The 24,873-nt window shown below is 71.3% G+C and carries 19 protein-coding genes and 2 pseudogenes; 13 read left to right on the top strand and 8 right to left on the bottom strand.

From position 1 onward, the window contains the following. The first annotated feature begins 48 nt into the window (after positions 1–48). From CRP49_RS20065 to CRP49_RS49135, 3 genes and pseudogenes are all read left to right on the top strand, one after another. Positions 49–1,380 (top strand): sigma-70 family RNA polymerase sigma factor, encoded by a 1,332-nt coding sequence (locus CRP49_RS20065; protein WP_097254615.1) that lies wholly within the window; start codon positions 49–51, stop codon positions 1,378–1,380. A 70-nt stretch (positions 1,381–1,450) separates the two neighbouring features. Continuing rightward, positions 1,451–2,212 (top strand): SDR family NAD(P)-dependent oxidoreductase, encoded by a 762-nt coding sequence (locus CRP49_RS20070; RefSeq protein WP_097257454.1) that lies wholly within the window; start codon positions 1,451–1,453, stop codon positions 2,210–2,212. A gap of 87 nt (positions 2,213–2,299) precedes the next feature. After that, positions 2,300–2,557: pseudogene (locus CRP49_RS49135) on the top strand (M14 family zinc carboxypeptidase); the annotation flags it as partial. An 81-nt stretch (positions 2,558–2,638) separates the two neighbouring features. Here the strand turns inward: CRP49_RS49135 and CRP49_RS47950 are convergent. Beyond that, a complete protein-coding gene (locus CRP49_RS47950) occupies positions 2,639–2,902 on the bottom strand; it encodes a hypothetical protein (RefSeq protein WP_257033446.1) in 264 nt (87 codons plus the stop codon). Positions 2,903–3,024: 122 nt separating this feature from the next. Here CRP49_RS47950 and CRP49_RS47955 point away from each other — a divergent pair, with 122 nt between their 5' ends. Next, a complete protein-coding gene (locus CRP49_RS47955) occupies positions 3,025–3,528 on the top strand; it encodes a hypothetical protein (RefSeq protein ID WP_257033447.1) in 504 nt (167 codons plus the stop codon). A 69-nt stretch (positions 3,529–3,597) separates the two neighbouring features. Here the strand turns inward: CRP49_RS47955 and pepN (CRP49_RS20080) are convergent, their stop codons facing one another. Both pepN (CRP49_RS20080) and CRP49_RS20085 read right to left on the bottom strand, forming a co-directional pair. After that, positions 3,598–6,174 (bottom strand): aminopeptidase N, encoded by a 2,577-nt coding sequence (gene pepN / locus CRP49_RS20080; RefSeq protein WP_097254616.1) that lies wholly within the window; start codon positions 6,172–6,174, stop codon positions 3,598–3,600. 164 nt (positions 6,175–6,338) lie between these two features. After that, the gene (locus CRP49_RS20085) at positions 6,339–7,358 is read right to left on the bottom strand and encodes an aspartate-semialdehyde dehydrogenase (protein ID WP_097254617.1); all 1,020 of its coding nucleotides are present in this window, start codon (positions 7,356–7,358) and stop codon (positions 6,339–6,341) included. Positions 7,359–7,666: 308 nt separating this feature from the next. On the opposite strand from CRP49_RS20085, the gene CRP49_RS20090 reads away from it, so the two are divergent. Together CRP49_RS20090 and CRP49_RS20095 are read left to right on the top strand one after the other, a co-directional pair. After that, positions 7,667–8,185 carry an RNA polymerase sigma factor gene (locus CRP49_RS20090; protein ID WP_094221253.1) on the top strand — a complete coding sequence of 173 codons (519 nt, stop codon included), beginning with the start codon at positions 7,667–7,669 and terminating at the stop codon, positions 8,183–8,185. Position 8,186: 1 nt separating this feature from the next. Beyond that, a complete protein-coding gene (locus CRP49_RS20095) occupies positions 8,187–9,068 on the top strand; it encodes a hypothetical protein (RefSeq protein WP_097254618.1) in 882 nt (293 codons plus the stop codon). Positions 9,069–9,116: 48 nt separating this feature from the next. Here CRP49_RS20095 and CRP49_RS20100 read toward each other — a convergent pair whose 3' ends face one another. Together CRP49_RS20100 and CRP49_RS20105 are read right to left on the bottom strand one after the other, a co-directional pair. Further along, positions 9,117–12,419, bottom strand: a complete 3,303-nt coding sequence (locus CRP49_RS20100) for a S8 family serine peptidase (RefSeq protein WP_097254619.1) — start codon at positions 12,417–12,419, stop codon at positions 9,117–9,119. 157 nt (positions 12,420–12,576) lie between these two features. Continuing rightward, entirely contained in the window at positions 12,577–13,119 is a 543-nt protein-coding gene (locus CRP49_RS20105) for a CGNR zinc finger domain-containing protein (RefSeq protein ID WP_097254620.1), read from the bottom strand. Between the two features lie 105 nt (positions 13,120–13,224). Between CRP49_RS20105 and CRP49_RS20110 the strand changes: the two genes are divergently transcribed. The 6 genes from CRP49_RS20110 (at position 13,225) to CRP49_RS20135 (ending at position 19,755) form a co-directional block, all read left to right on the top strand. Next, on the top strand, positions 13,225–13,671 hold the full coding sequence (locus tag CRP49_RS20110; RefSeq protein WP_097254621.1) for a VOC family protein: 447 nt from the start codon (positions 13,225–13,227) through the stop codon (positions 13,669–13,671). 2 nt (positions 13,672–13,673) lie between these two features. Continuing rightward, positions 13,674–14,567 (top strand): pyridoxamine 5'-phosphate oxidase family protein, encoded by an 894-nt coding sequence (locus CRP49_RS20115; protein WP_097254622.1) that lies wholly within the window; start codon positions 13,674–13,676, stop codon positions 14,565–14,567. A gap of 9 nt (positions 14,568–14,576) precedes the next feature. Then, entirely contained in the window at positions 14,577–15,023 is a 447-nt protein-coding gene (locus CRP49_RS20120; RefSeq protein ID WP_179851687.1) for an NUDIX hydrolase, read from the top strand. Between the two features lie 231 nt (positions 15,024–15,254). Further along, positions 15,255–17,009 carry a TIGR03767 family metallophosphoesterase gene (locus CRP49_RS20125; protein WP_097254624.1) on the top strand — a complete coding sequence of 585 codons (1,755 nt, stop codon included), beginning with the start codon at positions 15,255–15,257 and terminating at the stop codon, positions 17,007–17,009. 93 nt (positions 17,010–17,102) lie between these two features. Further along, positions 17,103–18,236 (top strand): serine hydrolase, encoded by a 1,134-nt coding sequence (locus tag CRP49_RS20130; RefSeq protein WP_179851688.1) that lies wholly within the window; start codon positions 17,103–17,105, stop codon positions 18,234–18,236. Between the two features lie 151 nt (positions 18,237–18,387). Further along, complete coding sequence (locus CRP49_RS20135) at positions 18,388–19,755, top strand: glycosyltransferase (RefSeq protein WP_257033678.1); 1,368 nt, start codon at positions 18,388–18,390, stop codon at positions 19,753–19,755. Here CRP49_RS20135 and CRP49_RS20140 read toward each other — a convergent pair. From CRP49_RS20140 to pepN (CRP49_RS20150), 3 genes and pseudogenes are all read right to left on the bottom strand, one after another. After that, positions 19,705–20,073 (bottom strand): annotated as a pseudogene (locus CRP49_RS20140) (GNAT family N-acetyltransferase); the annotation flags it as partial. The gene CRP49_RS20135 and the pseudogene CRP49_RS20140 overlap by 51 nt on opposite strands. Before the next feature lie 108 nt (positions 20,074–20,181). After that, a complete protein-coding gene (locus CRP49_RS20145; protein ID WP_097254626.1) occupies positions 20,182–21,219 on the bottom strand; it encodes a hypothetical protein in 1,038 nt (345 codons plus the stop codon). 207 nt (positions 21,220–21,426) lie between these two features. Further along, positions 21,427–24,006 (bottom strand): aminopeptidase N, encoded by a 2,580-nt coding sequence (gene pepN, locus CRP49_RS20150; RefSeq protein ID WP_179851689.1) that lies wholly within the window; start codon positions 24,004–24,006, stop codon positions 21,427–21,429. Between the two features lie 139 nt (positions 24,007–24,145). Between pepN (CRP49_RS20150) and CRP49_RS20155 the strand changes: the two genes are divergently transcribed. Beyond that, on the top strand, positions 24,146–24,808 hold the full coding sequence (locus CRP49_RS20155) for a DsbA family protein (protein WP_094221243.1): 663 nt from the start codon (positions 24,146–24,148) through the stop codon (positions 24,806–24,808). Positions 24,809–24,873 lie beyond the last annotated feature (65 nt).

The raw sequence follows: 24,873 nt of genomic DNA on the forward strand, positions 1-24,873 counted from the left end.
TCGGCCCCCGTAGGATCGCCGCCGTCCGGACCATGACGGGAGGCGCCCGTGACCGTGGAGACCTGTGCGAGTTGTGGCGGCCCCCTTTCCACACGGGGCGGCCGCAGGGGCCGTAGCTCGGTGTACTGCTCCGCCGCCTGTCGGCAGAAGGCGTACCGGGAGCGGCAGGGCGGCGGCAGCGGGCTGGAGGAGTTGATCGACGCTGTCGGACGGCAGGCGCGGGAACTGGTGCCGCGGCCCGCCGCCGCGCTGTACGCCGGTGTGAGCGAGCTGTCCTCCTCCGTCGCCCGGCTGCGGCGCATCGCCCGGGTCGCGCAGGAGGCCGCCGGACAATCCGTCACGCCGACCGCCGTTACGGAAATCCCCGCCCGAAGCGCCGACGGCACCGAGAGCACCGAAAGCACCTTCACCGAAACCGACTTCGCCGCCCTCACCGAGTCCCACCGCCGTGAGATCCGTGCCCACTGCTACCGGATGACGGGTTCGTACGACGACGCCGAGGATCTCGTGCAGGAGACGTTTCTGCGTGCCTGGCGGGCCAGGGACGGCTATCAGGGGCGGGCGAGTGTCCGTACCTGGCTGTACCGCATCGCCACCCACGCCTGCCTCGACTTCCAGCGCCGTACCGCCCGCCGCCCCCAGCGCTATGAACCCCTGCCCGGCATGCGGCACGGCAGCGACGAGCCGCCCGCCCGCGTCACCTGGCTGCAGCCCTACCCGGACGACCAGCTGCCCGGAGCGGAGGGGGAGCGGCCCGACGCCGCCGCCGTCTCCCGGGAGACCGTCGAACTGGTGCTGCTGGCCGCGCTCCAGCATCTGCCCGCCCGGCAGCGGGCCGCGCTCGTCCTGCGGGACCTGCTCGGACTCACCGCCGCCGAGACCGCCGAGGCGCTGGACACCTCCGTGGCCTCGGTCAACAGCGCGCTGCAGCGCGCCCGGCCGGCCCTGCGCACGCACCTGCCCGACCAGCGCGAGGAATGGACGGCTGCCCCGCCCACCGAGCGCGAACGCGCCCTTCTGCGGCGGTACATGGCCGCCGCCGAGCGGCTCGACTTCGACGCGATGGCAGAGCTGCTCGCCGAGGACGTCGTCCTCACCATGCCGCCCAACCCGTACTGGTTCACCGGCCGCGACGCCCTCCTCGGCTTCCTGCGCCCCAGCCTCGACCCCGCCTCCCCGATGTTCCTCGGGCACTGGCGCCACCTGCCCGCCCGTGCCAACGGGCAGCTCGCCGCCGGGGGTTACGTCCGTCGGCCCGGTACGACCGTTTACCGCGCCCAGGTGCTGGACGTGCTCCGCTTCGACGGCGGGCGGATCGTGGAGATCACCTCCTTCGAGCCACATCTCTTCCCGGCGTTCGGGCTGCCGCTGCGGCTGTGACCGATGAGTCACAGGGACGCCGTACGTCTGCATGACCGACTCGTACGACATGACCCGCAGGGAGATCATCATGCAGCTCACCGACAAGACCGCGATCGTCTACGGCGCCGGCGGCTCCATCGGCGGTGCGGTCGCCCGCGCCTTCGCCGCGGAGGGCGCCCGCGTCCACCTCGTGGGGCGCACCCAGGAGACGCTGGAGGTGGTGGCCGAGGACATCGAGGCGGCCGGCGGGCACGCGGAGACGGCGGTCCTCGACGCGCTCGACGAGGCGGCCGTGGAGGCGCACGCCGGGCGCGTCGACACCATCGACATCTCGTTCAACCTCGTCACCCGCGGGGACGTGCAGGGCATGCCGCTGACCGAGATGGCCGCCGACGACTTCCTGCGGCCCGTCACCACCGGCATCCGCGCCAACTTCCTCACCGCCCGCGCCGCCGGCCGCCGCATGGCCGAGCGGGGCTCGGGGGTGATCCTCACCCTCAACAGCGGCTCCGCGCAGGGCAGTCCGATGATGGGCGGCACCGGGCCGGCCGACGCGGCGATCGACACGCTCGTGCGGAACCTCGCCATCGAGCTGGGGCCGCGCGGGGTGCGTGCGGTGGGGCTCTGGGCGGCCGGGGTGCCGGAGACGTTCAGCGAGGAGAAGCTGAAGGCCGTCGACCCGAACGTGAACGTCGACGGGATCCTGCAGCACCTCGCCGGAATGCGCATGACCCGCCGCAACCCCACCCTCGCCGAGATCGCCGCCACCGCCGTCTTCCTCGCCTGCGACCACGCGGCCGGCATCACCGGCACCTTCGTCAACGTCACCGGCGGCATGTTCCCAGGGTGACCTGACATCGCGGGTCACTCTTGACGGCCCCCACTCCCGACGCTCCCATGGAACCGCTCAACATCCAGTAGCGGAAGTGGAGTTGCCATGGTGGGCTATCCGGGCGTCGACGAACTGGAGCGGCGTGCCCGTGCGCTGGTCGCCGCCGCGCCGGGGGTGCTGCGGCTGCGGGCCGTCGGGGAGAGCCGGGGCGGGCGGCCGCTGTGGGTGCTGTCCGCCGGGCACGGGGAGCGGCAGATTCTCACCGTCGCCGGTGCGCACGCCAACGAGCCGGTGGGTGGGGCCTCCGCCCTGCGGCTCGCCCGGCTCCTCGCCCACCGGCCGGAGATTCCGGAGGCACTCGGCTGCACCTGGCACTTCCTGCTCTGCCTCGACCCGGACGGCGCCCGCCTCGCGCACGGCTGGCAGCCCGAGGAGCCGGCCCCGTCACTGACGGAGTGCCACCGGCACTTCTACCGGCCCGAGTTCGCCTGCCAGCCCGAGTCGCTGCCCGTCCCGGGCACCGGCCGGGAGCCGCTGCCCGAGTCGGCGGCCCTCGTGCGGCTGCTCGACGAACTGCGGCCCGTGGCCCAGTTCACCCTGCACGGCATCGAGGTCGGCGGTGCCTTCACCCTGCAGACCAGGAGGGTGCCCGGTGCCGCGCGCGCCTTCCGCGAGACGGCCGCACTCCTGCGCATCCCGCTCGACCACCGTCCGTACGACGCTCCCGACTGGCAGCCGGACCCGCCCGGCGTCCTGCGGCTCCCGGAGGGGAACACCGGAAGCGAACGCGACCCCAGCGGCTACGTCGCCGAGAGCACCTGGCTCTACCCGTGGCGCTACGGCACCCTGACCGCCGTCGTCGAGGCACCGGCCTGGTCCGCCCCCGCCGTGAGCGACCCCCGGCCCGAACCCGACCCGCGGGGGAGGCCGCCCGGGCGGCCGAGCTGCTGCTGGGCCGTACCCGGGAGATCACCGAGCTGCTGGGAGACGGCGTACCCGACGAGGACCTGCTGCCCCTGCACACCGCCGCCCGGGAACTGCTGGACGTTGCGCCGTCGATCGCCGCCACCTGCGCGGACGAGCGCGGCGGCTCCCGGGGCCACTTCGCGACCCTCGGCGTCGCCGCCCGCCGTATCCCGCTGCGCGCGGCGGCCATGCTGCGCCGGGCCCTGGCCGGCACCGCCCCCGGGACCGCCTGCGCCCTCACGGACCTGGTGCACGAGTGGTGCCGGGAACTCGACAAGACCTACGAGCTGCGGTGGATACCGGTGTCCGCGCAGACCGCACTGCACGTACGGACCATGCTGGACGTCGCCCGCAGGGTGTGCGACTGAGACCGAACAGACGGAAAGGCGCCCGGTGCACTGCGCACACCGGGCGCCTTCATTGCCGTACGGCGACGACTACTCGCCGGCCGCCGCGTCCGCCGCCTGGGCCCTCAGCGCCCGCTCGACGCCCGAGCGGGACTCCGAGACCAGCCGGCGCAGGGCCGCGTTGGGCTCGGCCGCGGACAGCCAGGTGTCCGTCTTGGTCAGGGTCTCCTCCGAGACCTGGATCGTCGGGTACAGGCCGATCGCGATCTGCTGGGCGATCTCGTGCGAACGGGAGTCCCAGACGTCCTTGACGACCTCGAAGTACCGGTCCGTGTACGGCGCGAGCAGCTCGCGCTGGTCGGTCTGGACGAAGCCGCTGATCACGGCCTCCTGCACGGCGTTCGGCAGCTTGTCGGAGTCGATGACCGACGCCCACGCCTCCGCCTTGGCCTCCGGGGTCGGGCGGGCCGCCCGGGCGGTGGCCGCGTGGCGCTCACCGGCCGCGGTCTTGTCCCGCTCGTACTCGGCCGCGACCTCCGCCTCGTCGAAGCGGCCGACCGCCGCGAGCCGCTCCACGAACGCCCAGCGCAGCTCCGTGTCGACGGCCAGGCCCTCGACCGTGTGGGTGCCGTCCAGCAGGGCCTCCAGGAGGTCCAGCTGCTCCGGCGTCCGGGCGGTCGCCGCGAAGGCGCGCGCCCAGGCCAGCTGGTGGTCGCCGGCCGGCTCGGCGGCCCGCAGGTGGGCCAGCGTGGCGTCGGTCCAGCGGGTCAGCAGGGCCTCGCGGGTGGACGGGTCGGCGTACAGGTCGATGGCCAGCTTCACCTGGCGCTGCAGCGACTGCACCACGCCGATGTCGGACTCCTTGCCGACGCCGGACAGCACCAGCGAGAGGTAGTCGCGGGTCGCCAGCTCGGCGTCCCTCGTCATGTCCCAGGCCGACGCCCAGCACAGCGCGCGCGGCAGGGACGCCTCGAAGTCGCCGAGGTGCTCGGTGACGGTCTTCAGCGACTCCTCGTCCAGGCGGACCTTGGCGTAGGAGAGGTCGTCGTCGTTGAGCAGGATCACCGCGGGGCGGCGCTTGCCCGTCAGCTGCGCTACGGCCGTCAGCTCGCCGTCGACGTCCAGCTCGATCCGGTCGGTGCGCACCAGCTTGCCGGAGTCGGCGGAGAGGTCGTACAGGCCGATCGCGATGCGGTGCGGGCGCAGCACCGGCTCGCCCTTGGCGCCGGCGGGCAGGGCCGGGGCCTCCTGGCGGACGGAGAAGGAGGTGATGACGCCGTCGGCGTCGGTGGCGATCTCCGGGCGCAGGATGTTGATGCCGGCCGTCTCCAGCCACTTCTTCGACCAGGTCTTCAGATCACGCCCGGAGGTCTCCTCCAGCGCGCCCAGCAGGTCCGACAGGCGCGTGTTGCCGAAGGCGTGCGCCTTGAAGTAGGCCTGCACGCCCTTGAAGAACTCGTCCTCGCCGACGTACGCGACGAGCTGCTTCAGCACGCTCGCGCCCTTGGCGTACGTGATGCCGTCGAAGTTGACCAGGACGTCGTCCAGGTCGCGGATGTCCGCCATGATCGGGTGCGTGGACGGCAGCTGGTCCTGCCGGTACGCCCAGGTCTTCATCGAGTTGGCGAACGTGGTCCACGAGTGCGGCCACCTGGAGCCGGGCGCGGAGGCCTGGCAGGCGATGGAGGTGAAGGTGGCGAACGACTCGTTCAGCCACAGGTCGTTCCACCACTCCATGGTGACCAGGTCGCCGAACCACATGTGGGCCAGCTCGTGCAGGATGGTCTCCGCGCGGACCTCGTACGCCGCGTCCGTCACCTTGGATCGGAAGACGTACTGGTCGCGGATGGTCACCGCGCCCGCGTTCTCCATCGCGCCCGCGTTGAACTCGGGCACGAACAGCTGGTCGTACTTCTTGAACGGGTACTGGTAGTCGAACTTCTCCTGGAACCAGTCGAAGCCCTGCCGGGTGACCTCGAAGATCGCGTCCGAGTCGAGGAACTCGGCGAGCGAGGGACGGCAGTAGATGCCGAGCGGCACGCTCTGCCCGTCCTTCTCGTACACGCTGTGCACCGAGTGGTACGGCCCGACGATCAGCGCGGTGATGTACGACGAGATGCGCGGCGTCGGCTCGAACACCCAGACGTCGTCCTTGGGCTCGGGCGTCGGGGAGTTGGAGATGACGGTCCAGCCCGCCGGCGCCTTCACGGTGAACTGGAAGGTCGCCTTCAGGTCCGGCTGCTCGAACGAGGCGAAGACGCGGCGGGCGTCCGGCACCTCGAACTGGGTGTACAGGTAGGCCTGCTCGTCGACCGGGTCGACGAAGCGGTGCAGGCCCTCGCCGGTGTTGGTGTAGGCGCAGTCGGCGACCACCCGGAGGACGTTGCGGCCCTCCAGCAGCCCCGGCAGCGCGATCCGCGAGTCCTCGAAGACCGCGGCGGGGTCGAGCGCGTCGCCGTTCAGGGTCACCTCATGGACCGCCGGCGCGACAAGGTCGATGAAGGACGCGGCACCGCTTTCGGCTACGTCGAAGCGCACCGTGGTCACGGACCGGTAGGTGCCGCCCTCCTGCGCGCCGGAGAGGTCGAGATCGATCTCGTACGAGTCAACGGTGAGCAGCGTCGCCCGCTGCTGCGCCTCTTCGCGAGTCAGGTTTGTGCCAGGCACGCGGTCATCTCCTCGTTATGTGTGCGTTCGGCCATCCTTCCACGGGACCTGTACAGAGGGCGACGTCCTAGGGCTGCGCGGCGCAGCCCTAGGGAAAGCCCTATGGGCCGGAAACTGGAGGGGCGGCCACCCGGAGGTGACCGCCCCATTTCAGAGTGTTCGCGTTACTTCGCCGACAGCTCCGCCGCGACCAGCTCCGCGATCTGCACCGCGTTCAGCGCGGCGCCCTTGCGGAGGTTGTCGTTGGAGATGAACAGGGCCAGGCCGTGCTCCACCGTCTCGTCGCGGCGGATGCGGCCGACGAACGACGGGTCCTTGCCGGCCGCCTGCAGCGGGTTCGGGATCTCGGAGAGGACGACGCCCGGGGCACCCGCCAGCAGCTCGGTGGCGCGCTCCGGGGAGATCGGGCGGGCGAAGCGGGCGTTGACCTGGAGGGAGTGGCCGGAGAAGACCGGGACGCGCACACAGGTGCCGGAGACCTTCAGACCCGGGATCTCCAGGATCTTGCGGGACTCGTTGCGCAGCTTCTGCTCCTCGTCGGTCTCGTTCAGACCGTCGTCGACGATCGAGCCCGCCAGCGGGAGCACGTTGAAGGCGATGGGCCGCTTGTAGACACCCGGCTCGGGGAAGTCGACCGCCTCGCCGTCGTGGGTGAGCTTGTCGGCGTCGGCGACCACCTTCTGGGCCTGGCCGTGCAGCTCCGCCACGCCCGCGAGACCCGAACCGGACACCGCCTGGTAGGTGGCGACGACCAGCGCCTCCAGGCCGGCCTCCTCGTGCAGCGGCTTCAGGACCGGCATCGCGGCCATCGTGGTGCAGTTCGGGTTGGCGATGATGCCCTTGGGGCGGTCGGCGATCGCGTGCGCGTTCACCTCGGAGACCACCAGGGGGACCTCGGGGTCCTTGCGCCAGGCCGAGGAGTTGTCGATCACGACGGCACCCTGGGAGGCGACCTTCTCGGCCAGCGCCTTGGAGGTCGCGCCGCCCGCGGAGAAGATCACGATGTCGAGGCCGGTGTAGTCGGCGGTCGCCGCGTCCTCCACCGTCACGCCGTCCAGCACGGTGCCGGCCGAGCGGGCCGAGGCGAACAGGCGCAGCTCGGTGACCGGGAAGTTCCGCTCCACGAGGATCCTGCGCATGACCGTGCCGACCTGACCGGTGGCTCCGACGATTCCGACCCTCACGGCGACTCCCTCTAGATGTTTCTGTGTGTCTGCGGCGTTTCCATCATGCGGCCGACCACGGTCCGCCTGTCCAATTCTTTGCGGGTCATGCCCGAGGACTGGGACGCTCCGTCCCGGCCAGCGGTTGCGGAACTCCCGCCCACACCCCCGCTGAGCTGGAGAAATTCGCTTCAAGGCCGCCCCGTGCCGGAAGCTGTGCTGCCCCGCGCGGCGGTGTGACGTACGCCTCTGAACGATGTACCGGGGTTCCGCCGAACGTTTCCGTGCGCTGCGGCGTCGTAGAGGAAACGCGGTGAGGGGGGTGGCTTGTGCTGCGCAGAACGGCCCGCCGTGTCCACGAGGAAGATCCTCTGGACGCGGCCCAGGAACGCCGGGTGCGGGCGGTGCTCGCGCTCGGTGGCGTGCCGCAGGCGGACCTGCCGGACGGGGTGCAGCAGGTCCGCCTGCGGCTGCTGGAGCGGGCCGCGAGCGGGCGCGAGGCACCGCGGAACGTGTCCGCCTGGGTGGCGGTGGTCGCCTCCAACCTGGCCATGGACTGGCACCGGGCCAAGCGGCGCCAGGAGCGGCTGGGGGAGCGGCTGGCGTCGCTGCGCGAGCCGGTGCACCCCTCAGGCGAGGAGACCAGCCTGCTCTCCCTCGCCGTCGCCCGGGGTCTGGACGAACTGCCCGACGCCCAGCGGCAGGTCGTGATCCTGCGCTTCTTCGCCGACCTGCCGGTGCGCGGGATAGCCGAGGAGCTGGGCGTTCCCGAGGGCACGGTGAAGAGCAGGTTGCACACGGCGGTCCGCGCGCTGCGCGAGAGGCTGCACGAGGACGAGGTGGTGTGACGTGACCGCCGAACACGAGGGCGCGGGGGAGTACGCCGGCATGGACGCGCTCATGGCCGCGATCACGGGCGAGCCCCTGCCGGAGGAAGCCCACCGGGACGCCGCCTACCTGAGCGAACACCGCTCGGCCGAGGCCGACGTGGCGCTGCTGAAGGACCAGCTGACCTGGCTCGCGGAGGCACTGACCGGGGAGGAGCAGGGGGAGGAGCAGGCGGCCGCACCGGCAGCCGCGGAGGCCGGGTCCACGGCGGGCCCCGCCCGGAGCGCCCCGTCCGGGAAACGCCCCCGGAGCACCACACGCCCCACCGCTCCCGTACGCCCGACCCGCCCGGGGCGCCCGTCCGGCCCGCGACGGGCCCTGCGCCTCGCGCTCGGCTCGCTCGCCTTCGCGGCGGCCTTCAGCATGGTCGCCGGGCTCGGCTGGCTCGTGACGCACACCGGGGCGGACGACTCGATGGGCGGGAGCAGCGCCGACGCGAAGACCGACGCCCGGAGCCCGGAGTACTCCAGCGACAGCGGGCGGCCCTCCGACCCGGAGCAGGCCCTGGCCTGCTCCAAGCTGGTCGTCGAGGGCACGGTGGCCGCGGTGGATCCGCAGCCGCAGACGCCCTGGACCCGGATCGTGCTGACCGTGACCCGCTCCTACAAGCCCGCCCGGGGCCCGGCCGAGGTCGCCTTCCTCCTCGACGACGACGCGAAGCCGGCCCCGCACAAGGGGCAGCACGTGCTCGTCGGCGTCGACCAGGGGCGGAAGACCGCGAGCCGGTGGTCCGTCGGCGACACCCGCGTGGCCGCCGACCGCGCCTGGATCACCGAGGCGCTGCCCGACTCCCGGCACACCACATGCCCGTCCGAGGACCAGGAGCCGACCGGCAAACCGTGAGGGGCGGGTGTCCCTCCGGACACCCGCCCCTCACCTCAGGTCAGCCCGTTACGGCGTGACCTTCTCGATCTTCACGCTGCCGACGCCCGCGACGGTGCCGCGCGCGTTCACCAGCTGCAGCCGGCCGAAGAACTCGCGGCCCGCGGGGGCCTCGGCGGCGGCCGTGACCTGGCCGGTCACCGTGGCCGAGTCGCCCGTGCCGAGCTTGACCGGGGTCGAGTCGTCGACCGTGACGGTGCCGAGCGTGGAGGAGAAGAACACGTCCCGGTAGTCGTAGTCGGTCGAACCGGACGGGACCGAGTAGCCCACGACCTTGATGGTGTACGTGCCGGCGGCCGGGGACGGGACGGAGACCGCCTCCTCCGAGTCGCCGTCCGCGGACTGCGCGACCTGCTTGCCGCTCGCGTCGTACACGGTCAGGTCCAGGTCGGCGGCCGCGTCGGAGACGTTGCCGATGGCCACGTCCAGGGACTTGGCACCGGCCGGGACGTCCACCGTGGTGGTCTGGGTCTCGCCCTCCTTGATGGAGGGGCGGGCCGTCTTGGAGGAGCCGAGGGGGCCGCCGACCAGCTTGCCGTCGAGGGCCGCGTACTTGTTGGTCACCTTCCAGGAGGCGGTGGCCGGGGTGCCGACCTTGACCTCGGGCACGGTCACGGTCTCCGGGTCGAAGGCCGCGCCGAGGACGGAGACGTCCAGCGTGTACGGGTTGTCGAGCAGCGGCGAGGTACGGCGCGACTCGACCTCGATCTCCCAGACACCGGCCTGCGGGTCGGCGTAGGAGCGGACGTCCGGCTTGCAGCCGTTGCCGTCGAGGTAGTTGTTGTAGCAGTACGGGGTGCCGGTGTTGTCGACCGGAGTGCCGTACGGGTGGATCGCGATGAACCGGGTCTGGCTCTTGTCCTTGAGCCCGCCGATCGCGACCTCCAGGGACTTGGCGCCCGCGGGCACGTTCAGGAAGTACGACTGCGTGCTGTTGCGCTGCACCGAACTCGACGCGGAGTAGGTGTAGTTCACCGGGGCGGAGACCACGACGGTGGTGAGGATCTGCTTGTCGACCCCCTCCGTCCTCGGGTCGTCGACCTCCAGGATCGCGCTCTTGATGCCCGCCGACCGCGGCGCCGCCTGGACCTTGACGGTCACCGGCTGGTTCAGCGGCAGCCGCACGACGTCGTCGCCGAGGATCCGGAAGGTGTCACCGGCGTTGTTCTCGAAGTGCAGCTCGTGCCACACGGCCTTGTCCGGGCCGGAGGTACGGGTGATGGTGACGTCGTACGTCTTCTTCTGGCCGGCCTTCAGGCCGCCCTCGCGGTCGTACAGGCCCGTGCCGTAGCCCGGGGTCTTGAGCGCCTGGTCGAGCGCGGTGTCGACCGGGGCCTTGACGGTGTAGTCGTGCGCGGTCGCGTCGTCGCGGATCGCGTCCCACGCGTCCACGATGTTGATGCGGCCCGCGCCCTCCTCGTACGCCTGCACACCCTTGATGTGGTCGGCGGTCGAGGTCAGCGCCGTGCGCAGCGTGGCGGGCGTCAGGTCGATGCCCTTCCGCTTGGCGGCCGACAGCAGCAGCGCCGAGGCGCCCGCGGCCTGCGGGGACGCCATCGAGGTGCCCTGGAGCATCGAGTAGCCGGCCGGCAGCGAGTAGCCCGCCTCGGCGACCGGGGAGCCCGGCAGCCAGGTCTGGGTGGTGTTGATCGCGGCACCGGGCGCGACCAGGGTCGGCGTGAAGCCGCCGTCCTCACGCGGGCCGCGCGAGGAGAAGGGCAGCAGCGCGTACTTCTTCTCCACCTGCGAGCCGTAGTTGGCGGCCCAGGTCTGCCGGGAGATGGCCGCGCCGACCGAGATCACCTTGTCGGCCAGACCGGGGTCGCCGATGGTGTTGGCACCGGGACCGGAGTTGCCCGCGGAGATGACCAGCTGGACGCCGTAGGTGTCGATGAGCCGGGTGTACAGCTCGGCGCGCGCGTTGTTGCCGTCGTTCAGCGCCGGGAGGCCGCCGATCGACATGTTGACGATGTCGACGCCCCGGTTGGCGACCAGGTCGATCATGCCCTCGGTGAGGGCGACGTTGGTGCAGCCGCCGGTCCAGGTGCAGGCACGGGACGAGACGATCTTCGCACCGGGGGCCGCGCCGTTCATCTCGCCGCCGAACAGGCCGTTGGCGGCGGTGATGCCGGCCACGTGGGTGCCGTGCTCGGACTCGATGACGCCGATGTTGACGAAGTCGGCCTTCTTGCCGACCCAGGACCCGCCGAAGGGGTCCATCGGGACGTCCTTGCGGATCTGCACGACGAACGGCACGCGCTCGACGACGTCGGTCTTCGGGTCGTCGGTGCCGAAGTAGCCGATCTGGTAGCCGTCCTTGTACGGCTTCATCGGCGTGTCGTCGGTGAAGTCGTGGTTGTTGTTCAGGTCGAGCGTGACCGTGCCGGCCGCCGCGTCGTACAGGACGCCCCAGCTGTCGGTGGTGTCGCCGTCCCGGTTCAGGTCGCCCTTCTCGTCGCCGCCGGTGGTCGCGGACTCCTTGAAGGTGCTGATCTGGTACGAGCCCGCCGGCGCCGCCCAGGTCTGGCCGCCGTAGCTGAAGCTCGGGCCGGAGACCGCGGTGACCATGGGCCGCCAGGTGGCGTCGCTGTCCAGGATCGGGTCGGTCGCGGTGACCCAGTCGACGATCTTGCGCTCGCCGGTGGTGGTCTTCTGCAGCGCCGGGTGTCCGAGGTCGACGCCGGAGTCGAGGATGCCGATGGTGACGCCCCGGCCGTCCGCCTTCGGGTGCTCGTCGACGAAGTCGACGGCGCCGGTCTCGAAGGACGGGTTGTACGGGTTCTCGGCGGGGGTGTCCTTGCCGGGGCCGGGGTAAGTCTTCGTGGCCGTCGCCGACTTGGCGGTGTCCGCGTTCGGCGTCGGGTCGTCGAGCGCGATCTCCTGGCGCAGGTCGATGGCGTGCACCGAGGAGAGCTTCGCGGCGGCCGCGATCGCCGAGTCCGCCTTGGCGGTCGGGACCGTGGCGCGGACGTAGCCGAGCTTGTCGTAGGTACGGCCCACCGAGCCGCCCTTGACCGCGTGCAGCTCCTCGGTGACCTGCTCGGTCTTCCCGGGCGCGGTCGCGATCATCATCGTGACGTTCTTGTCGCCGTCCGCCTTGGCCTCGGCGAGCAGGTCGGCGTCGTCCGAACCGAGCTTGTCGTGGGCGGACTTGACGCCGGGGTCGGTGGCCGCGGCGGGCGGAGCGTCCGCGGCGAGGGCCAGGGGTATCGGCCCGGTCGCGCAGAGAGCGGCCACCACGCCCACGGCCAGGCCTATGCGGGCCAGGCGTCTGTGGCCGGGTATCGGGTCGCGCTCGGGGGTGTGGGTCATCGGCATCCCTTGTAGGTAAAGAATCCAGTGCCGGACGAGGGCACAGCTTTACCCAAAGGGCAGAAATTTGGGGACCGTTGACCGAATCGATATGGATGTATGGGGAAAACCCGCGATGGGTTCTGAGCGGATTGGACCTGTCTGGTCCGGAATTCGCTCAGTTCTCCTTCGAGCGGGCGTAATGACGGGACGCCTTCGCCCGGTTGCCGCACGCGGCCATCGAACACCAGCGGCGGGTGCCGTTCCTGGACGTGTCGAAGAAGTGCAGGATGCACGTCTCATGGGCGCAGCTGCGGATCCGGTCCGGGGCCTGCGCCAGCAGCTCCAGGTAGTTCCGGGCGGCCAGCCAGGCCGGGCCCCAGGCGGGGTCGCCGAACTCGGGCTCCTCGGCCGCCCCCCGCTCGGTCAGCCGAGGCCGGATGCGCCCGTGCGCGAGGACGGCGTCGACGAGCGGTGCCCCCTCGGCCAGTGACCCGTCCACCGCGGCCTGCAGCGCCTCCCGTGCCTGGCGCAGATGGTCCAGTACGGCCGCGTCGGCCGCGTGGGCGCCGTCGAGCCCGTTGCTCGCGAGCCACACCGCGAGCCCCTCGGCGTCGGCGAGCAGGTCCTGGGTGACGCCCTCCCGGTTCCACCGGGTGTTGATCAGGTCGAGGGCGAGGGGCTCACCGGTGAGCGGGCGGGGATCGCGGGCGGCGGACATCGGGCACTCCTTCTCGGCTAACCCCTCAAGAGTACGTGACCGGTTGCGCTTCCGTATCTAACCCTCTAACGTGATGTCGAAGGTTATAAGCCTGAAAGGGAAGCCATGACTCTGCGCACCGGCCACACCGGCCTCAACGTCACCGACCTCGACCGCTCGCTCGCCTTCTACCGGGACGTCCTCGGCTTCACCCTGCTCGCCGAGGGCAAGGAGGACGACCGGCGCTACGCGTTCCTGGGCGACGGCGGCGAAGGCCCCGTCCTCACCCTCTGGCAGCAGGCGCAGGGGGCGTACGACGGTGGCCGGGCCGGACTGCACCACCTCGCCTTCACTGCCGACTCGATCGAGCGGGTCCGGGAGTACGAGACGGCGCTGCGCGGCGCCGGGGTCGAGTTCGCCCACGAGGGCGTGGTGGCCCACCGGGAGGGGGCGGCCTCCGGCGGGATCTTCTTCCACGACCCGGACGGCACCCGGCTGGAGATCTCCGGACCGCTCGGCGCCGAGAGCGCCCCCGCTCCGCACGCCTCCGCCCCGACCTGCGGCTTCTTCTAGCCGTGAGCGGCTATCACGCGGGCTCGCGCGCCCTGCAGGACCTGGTCGGCGTCCGGGACCGCGCCGATCACGTCGGCCGCTCCCTCGGCCAGGACATCAAGCCGGTCGCGGCGGCCTTCCTGGAACTCCAGCCCCTGCTGATCGTCGGCGCGGCGGCTCCGGAGACGGGCCGGGTATGGGCGTCCGCCCTCGCGGGCGCACCGGGCTTCGTACGGGCCACGGGCCCGAGGCAGATGTCGGTCATCACGAACACAAACGACGGCCTGACGGATCCCCTCGCGTCGGCCCTGAAAGCCCCGGGCACTCACATAGGCACCATCGCCCTGGACCCCCGCACCCGCCGCCGGATGCGCCTCAATGGTCGGCTGAGGCCGACAAACCGCGGCTTTGCCGTCACCGCGGACCAGGTCTTCTCCAACTGCCCCAAGTACATCCAACGCAGGGAGTCGTACGAGACCCTCACCGACCGCACACCAGGCACCCCCTGCCCACTGAGCGAACTCACCCACCAGGCAGTGGAGTTCATACAATCGGCCGACACCTTCTTCCTGGCCACCGTGCACCCCGGCGGAGCCGACGTCAGCCACCGTGGCGGCAACCGCGGCTTCGTCCAGGTCGTGTCACCGCGCGAACTGACCTGGCCGGACTACGCCGGCAACGCCATGTTCCTCACCCTCGGCAACCTGCGCACCGACCCGCGCGCCGGGCTGCTCTTCCTGGACTGGACGACCGGCACGGTGCTGCAACTCACCGGCGAGGCCCACACCGAGTTCACGGCCGACGGCGAGCGGACGGTCCGCTTCACCGTCGAGGAGGCCGTGGAGACCCCCGCCGCCCTGCCCCTGCGCTGGTCCGCGCCGGAATATTCGCCCGCCAACCCGGACACCGCGCGCTAACGTCCGTCCATGCGACGGAAGCTGAGGGTGGCGGCCTACGCCGTGTGCGTCCGCGGCGGACAGATCCTGCTCGCCCGCTCGCCGGGCCCCGACGGCACGCCCGAGTGGGTGCTGCCGGGCGGCGGCATGGAGCACGGCGAGGACCCGTACGATACCGTCCGCCGCGAGGTGACCGAGGAGACCGGCTACCGCATCGAGGTGACCGGCCTCCTCGGCGTGGACTCCCTCCGGCTCACCGGCGCCCGCCGGTTCAGCCGCCGTACGGACTACCACGGCGTGCGGATCGTCTACGCCGGCGAGGTGACCGACGGTGAACTCCGGCACGAGGTCGGCGGCTCCACCGACTTCGCCGCCTGGCAGGACCTGGCCGCCGTGCCCGGCCTGAACCGGGTGCCGCTCATCGACACGGCGTTGCGGCTGTGGCGCGAGCGGCCGGCGGCGGGGCGGGTGGAATAGCTGCACTACCCCGGAAAATGAACACGGAGTGACCGTTGCCCGGCCGCCCGAGGAGCGGTCGTGGGCGCGAAAGGTGGCCAGAGATCCACGTACGGTGATCGGCGCTGCGCGTTGCTGTCGTGTTCACGTACAGGTCATTCCCGGTGCCAAGCATCCAGAGCGAGCGGGATGTTCGCGAGAGCGATCGCCCGCGACCACTGCCGACGCGTTCGCACTCGGGGAGATCGCGCCATGTCGCGCATACGCTCTGTCGCCACCTCCGCACTGGGGGTCCACCGCCGTACCGTCCTCGCCGCCGCCGGAGCGGTCTCGCTCTCCGCGGGCGTCGGCTACGCCCTGCGCACCACCGACAGCCAGGCCGCCACCAGAACCGCCGAGGCGCCCGTCGCCCACTCCCGGCAGGCCTCCGCTGCGAGCCCGCTCGCCCCCTACACCAAGGGCACCACTCTCTCCTCCGTCGCCGCCCCCCGGAACAGCTCCGGCTACCGGCGCCTGGGCGACGGCCCCGGCTGGAAGCGGGTCGTGCGCAGCGAGCTGGCCACGCCCAAGTCCGGCCGCGCGAGCCGCCGTACCACCCTCGCCGCCTTCGTGCAGTTCACCGACCTGCACCTGCAGGACGTCCAGCACCCCCTGCGGCTGGAGTACCTGCGCTCCACCGACCCGCACGCCTGGCGCCCGCAGGAGGCGCTGACCGTGCCCGGCGCCGTCTCGCTCGTCGAGCGGGTCAACGCGCTGCGCGGCGCCCCCGTCACCGGTGCCCCGCTGCACTTCGTGATGACCACCGGCGACAACACCGACAACAACGCCCACTCCGAACTGGAGTGGTTCATGAAGGTGATGAGCGGCGGCCGCATCACCCCGAACTCCGGGGACCCGCGGCACTACGAGGGCGTGCAGAACAGCGGCCTCAAGCTGTACTGGCAGCCCGACTCCACCACCCGCGACGGCGACAAGGCGCTCGGCTTCCCGTACCTGAAGGGCTTCCTGGCCGCCGCCGTCCGCGAGGTGAGGAGCCCCGGCCTCAACCTGCCCTGGTACTCCACCGTCGGCAACCACGACTCCCTCCCGCTCGGCTGCTACGGCTCCCACGGCGATCCCTACCTCGCCGAGGCGGCCATCGGCGGGAAGAAGCTGATGAACGTCTCCGCCGCCGAGGCCAAGAAGCTCCAGGACGCCATCAAGAACGCCACCGACCCCAAGGGCGTCGGCTACCGCGACTTCCTCAAGGCCCACGCCCGCTCGATGCGCTCGGTCACCCCGGACGAGAAGCGGGCGCCGTACACCTCCGCGGACTATCTGAAGGCCCACCTGGACCCCGCCTACCAGGGCCACGGCCCGGTCGGCCACGGCTACTCCTCGGCGAACCTGGACGCGGGCACCCAGTACTACGCCTTCCGCATCTCCGACGACGTCATCGGCATCAGCCTCGACACCACCGACGCCGGCGGCCACTACGAGGGCTCCGTCGGCACCGCCCAGCTGAAGTGGCTGGACAAGACGCTCAAGGACAACAAGGACTCCTACGCCGTCGTCTTCAGCCACCACACCAGCAAGACGATGACCAACACCCGCCGCGACCCGGCCCACCCGGGGGAGCGGCGCCACAACGGCGCCGAGGTGGTCTCGCTCCTCGCCTCCCACGCCAACGTGCTGGCCTGGGTGAACGGCCACATCCACAAGAACGTCATCACCCCGCACCAGGCCTCCGGCGGCCGCTCCTTCTGGGAGATCTCCACCGCCTCGCACATCGACTACCCCCACCTCGCCCGCGTCGTCGAGCTGGTGGACAACAAGGACGGCACGATCTCCCTGTTCACCACCCTGATCGAGTCCGCCGCCCCGCACCGCACGGACTTCGCCGACCTCTCCCAGACCGGCCTCGCCGCCCTCTACCGCGAGCTGGCCTACAACGCCCCCGGTGCCAGGACGACCCTCGCGGGCAGCGCGGCCGACCGGAACACCGAGCTGGTGCTCAAGAAGGGCTGAAACTCACTCAACCGGCCTACAGGCACGCAACCTTCGCACACCACCACCAGGTCCCTCCCCCGACCGAACCGAACGGCACAGTTGGGGGAAGACATGCGTGCACGTACGACCCTGGTGGGCGCCACCGCCCTGCTCCTGTCGGCGGCCCTGGCGGGCCCGGCCTTCGCGGCCGGCCCCGCCACGGGCGGCCACTCCGCCACGCGCAAGGCGATCGAGGCGGCCGTCCAGGCCGGGGTACCCGGGGTGACCGCCACCGCGAAGGACGCCCACGGCACCTGGTCCACGACGGCCGGCGTGGGCGACACCCGCACGGGCGCACCGCGTTCGACGGCCGACCGCTACCGCGTCGGCAGCATCACCAAGACGTTCGTCTCCACCGTCCTGCTCCAGCTGGAGGCGGAGGGCCGGCTGTCGCTGGACGACACGGTGGAGAAGTGGCTGCCCGGGGTGGTGCACGGCCACGGCCACGACGGGAGCCGCATCACCGTCCGGGAGCTCCTCAACCACACCAGCGGCATCTACAACTACACCGCCGACGACGACTTCGGCCGCGCCTACTTCACCAAGGACGGCTTCTTCGCACACCGCTACGACACGCTCACCCCGCGCCACCTGGTCGCGATCGCGATGAAGCACGAGCCGGACTTCAGGCCGGGCAAGTCCTGGGGGTACTCGAACACGAACTACGTCCTGGCCGGCATGGTGATCGAGAAGGTGACGGGCCACTCGTACGCCACGGAAATCACCCGCCGCATCATCGGCCCCCTGCACCTCACGGCCACCTCCGTCCCCGGCACCCGGGTCACCGTCCCGCACCCCAGCAGCCGCGCCTACTCGAAACTCGCTCAGACGGCGACGGGTCCGTCGTACGACGTCACGAAGCTCAACCCGTCCATCGCGTCCTCGGCCGGTGAAATGATCTCGAATTCCGCGGATCTGGACCGCTTCTACAGCGCTCTGCTGCGCGGAAAACTCCTTCCGCCGCAGCAGCTGAAGGAAATGAAGACCACGGTACGGGCGGACGGCATCCCGAACACCCGCTACGGCCTCGGCCTCATGGACACCGAGCTGACCTGCGGTGTTCATGTCTGGGGCCATGGCGGCGGCATCCACGGCTCCGCGTCCGATGCGGTGACGACGGAGGACGGCCGCCATGCGCTGGCGCTGAATTTCAACGGGGACTGGGCCGGGGACATGGACGCGGTGATCGACGGGGAATTCTGTTAGCCAACGTTTCATTCCCGTCGTTCCGTGTTAACGCGCCCGCAATGTCCGTACCGCCTCATATCGGCTATCCCGCTATGGACGGGGATGGCTCGATCTTCTCGATCATTTATGCAAGGCGGGTGGTCGTGTGCGCGCGAGGCACGGACTGCGTGTGCTGTCGGTCTATGAGGGCTTCTTCTCCGGAGGGGCCAGGATCGTGCACAGCGACGTCGTACTGGGACTGGCCGAGGGCGGCCAGTCCCACCAGGTACTCAGCATCCATGGCGAGGTCCACCGCGAGGCCACCCGGCAACGCATGGAGGACGACCACTGCTACCGCGCGCTGACGGCCGGCGAGGTCGGCGTCACCTCGCTGGGCCGCACCGCGGGCCTGGTGGACGGCTCGGTCGCGGCGTCCGTTTTCAGCGGTCCGGAGCTGGCCGAAACGGCTCGGGCCATGGCCGGGGCGGATGTGATCCTCTCCCTCAAGGAACAGCCGCTCGCCCTCCTGAACCAGGGCGGCCTGCCCCGCCGCCCGGTCGTGGTCTGCCTGCACCGCTCCGACCCCGAGAACCAGGGCCCCGCCCTGGACGAGCTGAAGGCCGCGATCGCCGACGGCACGGTGGCGGCGTGCGTGTGCTGCGCCGAGTCGACGCGGGCCGCCTACGAGGCCGCCGGCGTCCCGGCCGACCTGCTGCACGTGATCCCCAACGGCGTCGACCTGCTCCGCTTCCGCCCGGACCCGGCGGCCCGGCTGGCGTTCCGCGCGTCCCTGGGCATTCCGGCCGCCGCCCCGGTGGTGGTCTTCGCGGCCCGGTACGCGCAGATGAAGAACGTGCCCCTCTTCCTCCGGGCGGCCCGCGCCTGGCTGGCGCGCGAGCCCGAGGGACACGTCCTGATGTGCGGCGCGGGCATGACCGACGGGAACCCGTCCCTGTGGGCCGACATCGAGGTCGCGTTCGGCGAGGACCGCCGGCTCGCGGAACGGATCCACCTCCTGGGCGTACGGCACGACATGGAGGCCGTCTACGCGGGCTCCGACGTCGTCGCCCTGACCTCCGTCTCCGGGGAGGCGGCGCCGCTGTGCCTGATCGAGGGCATGATGTGCGGTGCCGTCCCGGTGACGACGGACGTCGGCGACAGCGCGGCGATCGTCACCGGCCACGGCTTCGTCACCCCGCCCGACCCCGGCGCCATCGCCCTCGCCTGGACGGCCGCGATCACGGGCCGCGCCGAGCTGGCTCCCGCCCTGGAACGCAGCCGTGAGCGCTTCAGCCGCACCCGCATGATCGCCGCGTACGCCGCACTGCTCGACGAGGTGTACGCCTCACACGTGGGCGGGCAGCGGGTCGCCGCGCAGCACGCTGTAGGCGACGCCGTCCCGCCACTTCCCGTCCCGGAAGACGATGCCGCGCAGTACGCCCTCGCGAGTGAAGCCGGCCTTCTCCAGGGCCCGCTGTTCGGCGATGTTCTCGGCCTCGGTGTCCGCCTCGATCCGCATCACGGGGGTGTGGGCGAAGAGGTGGCGGACGAGCTGTAGCTGGGCCCGGCTGCCGACCCCGCGTCCGCGGGCCTCGGGCAGCAGCTGGGCGCCGATGTTCCAGCAGTGGGTGGAGGGCGAGACGACGACCTTCCGCCAGGCGACGAACCCGAGCGGCTCGGCGGCCGACTCCACCACCAACAGCCCACCGTCCTCGCCCAGCATCCCGTTCTCGGCAAAGCGCCGCCTGAACCGCCCCGGGTCCGACCATCCGTACCACTGGAACGGCCCGGCGCTCTCCGGATCCAGCAGGAACCGTTCGAGCACGGGCAGATCGTCCTCGCGTGCGGGGCGCAGTACGACGGCTTCATCGCTCATCGGGCCACCGTAACGCTTGAGGGTGACGGGAGTTGGACATGAGGAGGGGCCACCGGCATCGCCCCGGTGGCCCCTCCTCTCCCCTCCTGGTGTCGCCTCGGTCCGTCACTACCGGGGCAGCACCACGACATAGGCGGCCGGGTCGCGGTCGCCGGAGGCCATCAGGGCCGTGCGGACCACCGTCGCCTGTTGTTCCAGGGACTCACGGAGCTTCCTGGGGGTGATGTAGACGACCGTGATGCCCAGACGTTCCAAGTGCTCGCGCTTGCGGGCGTATTCCGACCAGAGGGCGTCCTCGTCCTGGCGGGGGGCCCGGGTGTCCAGTTCGACCGCGACCGCCTGCTCGGGCCAGTAGGCGTCCAGGCCGCCGAGGTGGGGGCCGCCGGGCAGGCGCAGGTCCACGTTCCAGACGGGGTCGGGCAGGCCGTACTCGCTGACCATCCGGTAGAGGCGGTCCTCCGCGATGGCCCGGCCCTCGGCCAGCAGCGAGTCCACCGCGTCCACCACGTGCGGGCGGGTCAGCAGCTTCGCGTTGGTCAACTCCCGTACCACCGCGGCCGGTTCGCAGTGGCCGGCGCGTACCGCCTCGGTCAGCAGGCGGCGTACCGCGGCCGCGTCCGTCAGTTCCGCCACCGCGTCGGCCAGCGCGCGCGGCACCGGTGCCACCGGCAGGCCCGTCACCGCGCAGGGGGTGGGGAGGGAGGGGGTGCGCAGGACGCGGACGTAGCCCGCGGAGCGCAGGCGTCGCAGGCGGGGGATCAGTACGTCGACGCGGTCCAGGGACAGGAGCGGCGGGGTGGAGGAGAAGCCGTGCAGGGTGAGGGCCGCCAGGCCGGTGATGACGGCGTCCGCGTACACCGGGCGGTGCGGCTCGTCGGCGGAGGGCTGGGCCGGGACGCCCGGGGCCGACTCCCGTGCCGCGTACAGCAGCGCCCCGTGCAGCCGCTCCTCGCTCGTCGCCGGGCCGGGGTGGAGCAGGATCACGTTCGGCAGCAGCGGCTGCCAGGGGCCGCCGGGGCGGCACTGCTCGTTCAGCTCGGCCGTGGAGACGCCGTGGGAGCGGAGCTGGGCCGCCGTCAGAACACGGCGGTGGACCTCGGAGAGGTGACGGAGGGGGCGGGGGGAGAGCGGGGTGTTGTGCGTCATGGCCCCGAGATTCCCGCGCTCTGTCCCACCCTTAACCGCTGTTACACGGTCGTCGAGGAATGCGGACAAGACGGTACTAAAGGGCAAGTGTTCGGGTGTCGAGTAGGGGTGGAAAACCCCTGGTCCAATCGGGTGTGGACCAGGGGTTACGGGCGCTATTGACTGAATTCCGTAACGGTCACCGACCGGGGAAGCTCAGGCCAAGGGTCAGGCGTCGGCGGCCGCCTTGTCGCACGCCTGTGCGCGCAGCGAGCGCGCCAGGTCGTCCCGCGCCTCCAGCACCAGTCGGCGCAGCGCGGGCGCCGCGTCCGCGTGGGCCCCGAGCCACGCGTCCGTCGCGTCCAGCGTCTCCTGACGGTCCTGGAAACCCGGGAACAGGCCCCGTACGACGTCCATGCCGATCTGGATCGACCGCTCCTGCCACACCCGCTCGATCGCCGCGAAGTACTTCTCGGCGTACGGCGCCGTCAGCTCCCGCTGCGAGGGCTGGTCGAAGCCCGCGATGGTCGCCTCCACCAGCGCGTTCGACAGGGCGTCGGACTCCACGACCTGCGCCCAGGCCTGTGCCTTGACCGCCGCCGACGGGCGCGCGGCCAGACAGCGGACCTGGTGGCGCTTGCCGGACGCCGTGTCGTCACGGGCCAGTTCGGCCGCGAGGACGGACTCGTCGGCCACCCCGTGGGCCGCCAGCGGTCCCAGGAACGCCCAGCGCAGCTCCTGGTCCACGTCCAGGCCCTCGACCGTCTCCGTGCCGTCCAGCAGACCCTTCAGCAGCGCGAGGTCCGTCCCGCCGGAGGCGACCGTCGCGAAGAAGCGCGCCCAGGCCAGCTGGTGCTCGCTGCCGGGCTCGGCCGCCTGCAGCTCCCGCAGCGCGCCCTCGGCGAGCAGCTCCTCGCCGGTCGCCCGCCACTCGGGCGCCGCGTAGTGCGCCAGTGCCGAGTTCGCCCAGGCGTGCAGCATCTGCAGCACGCCGATGTCGGACTCCCGGCCCGCGAACCGCAGCACCAGGTCCACGAAGTCCCGCGCCGGCAGCAGGGCGTCCCGGGTCAGGTTCCACAGCGCGGACCAGCACAGGGCGCGGGCCAGTGGGTCGGTGAGCGCGCCCAGGTGCTCGCGCAGGGTGGCCAGCGAGGTCTCGTCGAAGCGGATCTTGCAGTAGGTCAGGTCGTCGTCGTTGACCAGCACCAGCTCCGGGGCCTCGGCGCCGGCCAGCTCCGCCACCACCGTGCGCGGACCCTCGACGTCCGTCTCCACGCGCGCGTACCGCTCCAGCACGCCCTCGGCCGTACGGCGGTACAGGCCCACCGCGACCCGGTGCGGGCGCTCCTCGGGGTGCGACTCCGGCGCCTCCTGCACCACCGCAAGCTCGGCCACCCGGCCCCCCGCGTCCAGCAGCACCTGCGGAGTCAGCGAGTTCACCCCGGCCGTCTGCAGCCAGGAGCGGGCCCACGCGGACATGTCCCGGCCGCTGGTCTCCGCCAGCACCGACAACAGGTCGCCCAGGCGCGTGTTGCCGTACGCGTTCCGCTTGAAGTAGCGGCGGGCGCCCTCCAGGAAGGCGTCCTCGCCGACGTACGCCACCAACTGCTTCAGCACGGAGGCGCCCTTGGCGTACGTGATGCCGTCGAAGTTGAGCTTGGCGTCCTGCAGATCGCGGATGTCCGCGGTGATCGGGTGCGTGGAGGGCAGCTGGTCCGCGCGGTAGGCCCAGGCCTTGCGGCGGTTGGCGAAGGTGATCCAGGCGTCGGTGAAGCGGGTCGCGCCGACGTTCGCGAACGTGCCCATGAAGTCCGCGAAGGACTCCTTCAGCCACAGGTCGTCCCACCACACCATGGTGACCAGGTCGCCGAACCACATGTGCGCCATCTCGTGCAGGATGACGTTGGCCCGCGCCTCGTAGGACGCCTGCGTCACCTTCCCGCGGAAGATGTACTCCTCGCGGAAGGTCACCATCCCCGGGTTCTCCATCGCGCCCAGGTTGTACTCGGGCACGAACGCCTGGTCGTACTTCCCGAAGGGGTACGGGTAGTCGAAGTGCTCGTGGAAGAAGTCCAGGCCCTGCTTGGTGACCAGGAAGACGTCGTCGGCATCGAAGTGGGGCGCGAGTCCCTTGCGGCACAGGGCGCCGAGCGGGATCTCCAGCTTCGTCCCGTCCTCCAGGGTGCGCTCGTAGGAGTCCGTCACATAGTGGTACGGCCCCGCCACCACGCAGGTGATGTACGTCGAGATCGGCTTCGTCTCCGCGAACCGCCAGACGCCGTCGGCGCGTTCCCCGGCGCCGTTGCTCCACACCGTCCAGCCCTCGGGCGCCCGCACCTCGAAGCGGTACGGCGCCTTCAGGTCCGGCTGCTCGAAGTTCGTGAAGACCCGGCGGGCGTCGGCCGGCTCGTACTGGGTGTAGAGGTAGACCTCGCCGTCCTCGGGGTCCACGAAGCGGTGCATGCCCTCGCCGGTGCGGGAGTAGGCGCACTGCGCGTCGACCGTCAGCTCGTTCTCGGCGGCCAGGTCCTCCAGCGCGATCCGGGAGCCGTCGAAGACCTCACCCGGGTCCAGGTCCTTGCCGTTGAGTGTGACTGAGGTCACACTCGGCGCGACCAGGTCGGCGAACGTGGACGCGCCCGGCTCGTTGCAGCGGAACCTGATCGTGGTCACCGAGCGGAAGGTGCGCGGCCCGCCGTCCCCGTCGCCCACGGCGGAGCGCAGGTCCAGCGCCACCTCGTACCCGTCGACGGACAGCAGGGCGGCCCGCTCACGGGCCTCGTCGCGGGTCAGATTCTCACCGGGCACGGGCGGCACTCCCTCGTGGTCGCTTGGATGGCGCGGAACAGCACCGATCCTGCCACGCGCCCCTGACACGGGGCACCAGGGAATGAGGGTGACCAGGGGAATGTTGCTCCTTCAAAAGCCCATTTCGCTGAGGAGACGCATGTCCGAGACCGTGACCACGAGCGGCAAGACCCCCGTGGACTTCTGGTTCGACCCGCTGTGCCCCTGGGCCTGGATGACCTCCCGCTGGGTGCTGGAGGTGGAGAAGGTCCGCGAGATCGAGGTCCGCTGGCACATCATGAGCCTCGCCGTCCTCAACGAGAACAAGCTGGACGAGCTGCCCGAGGAGTACCGGGAGATGCTCGCCGTCAAGGCGTGGCAGCCGGTGCGCGTGGTCACCGCGGCCTGGCAGAAGCACGGCGCGGACGTCCTCGGCCCCCTTTACACCGCGCTCGGCACCCGGTTCCACAACAACGGCGAGGGCGCGACCCTGGAGGCCATCGCCGGTGCGCTCGCGGACGTCGGCCTGCCCGCCGAGCTGATCGAGTACGCCGAGCAGAAGGACTTCGAGTTCGACGCCGAGCTGCGCGCCTCCCACAAGGAGGGCATCGAGAAGGTCGGCCAGGACGTCGGCACCCCGGTCATCGCGGTCCCGGGCCCCGACGGCGAGCAGATCGCCTTCTTCGGCCCGGTCGTCACCCCCGCCCCCAAGGGCGAGGAGGCGGCCCGCCTGTGGGACGGCACCCTCGCCGTGGCCTCCGTCCCCGGCTTCTACGAGATCAAGCGGACCCGCACCAAGGGCCCCGACTTCAGCAACCTGTAAGTCCAGACCCTGTAAGCCCTGACCCTGTACGTCACGACCCTGTAAGTCCTGCCGAACGGGCCCGG

It is taken from the genome of Streptomyces sp. Ag109_G2-15, assembly GCF_900215565.1.
Classification (GTDB): Bacteria; Actinomycetota; Actinomycetes; order Streptomycetales; family Streptomycetaceae; genus Streptomyces; species Streptomyces diastatochromogenes.

Bases quoted from the DNA above. Each gene is read 5' to 3' on its own strand.
- CRP49_RS20070 (WP_097257454.1), top strand. From the start codon at position 1,451: ATGCAGCTCACCGACAAGACCGCGATCGTCTACGGCGCCGGCGGCTCC.
- CRP49_RS20100 (WP_097254619.1), bottom strand. From the start codon at position 12,419: ATGACCCACACCCCCGAGCGCGACCCGATACCCGGCCACAGACGCCTG.
- CRP49_RS20105 (WP_097254620.1), bottom strand. From the start codon at position 13,119: ATGTCCGCCGCCCGCGATCCCCGCCCGCTCACCGGTGAGCCCCTCGCC.
- CRP49_RS20110 (WP_097254621.1), top strand. From the start codon at position 13,225: ATGACTCTGCGCACCGGCCACACCGGCCTCAACGTCACCGACCTCGAC.
- CRP49_RS20120 (WP_179851687.1), top strand. From the start codon at position 14,577: ATGCGACGGAAGCTGAGGGTGGCGGCCTACGCCGTGTGCGTCCGCGGC.
- CRP49_RS20125 (WP_097254624.1), top strand. From the start codon at position 15,255: ATGTCGCGCATACGCTCTGTCGCCACCTCCGCACTGGGGGTCCACCGC.
- CRP49_RS20130 (WP_179851688.1), top strand. From the start codon at position 17,103: ATGCGTGCACGTACGACCCTGGTGGGCGCCACCGCCCTGCTCCTGTCG.
- CRP49_RS20145 (WP_097254626.1), bottom strand. From the start codon at position 21,219: ATGACGCACAACACCCCGCTCTCCCCCCGCCCCCTCCGTCACCTCTCC.
- CRP49_RS20155 (WP_094221243.1), top strand. From the start codon at position 24,146: ATGTCCGAGACCGTGACCACGAGCGGCAAGACCCCCGTGGACTTCTGG.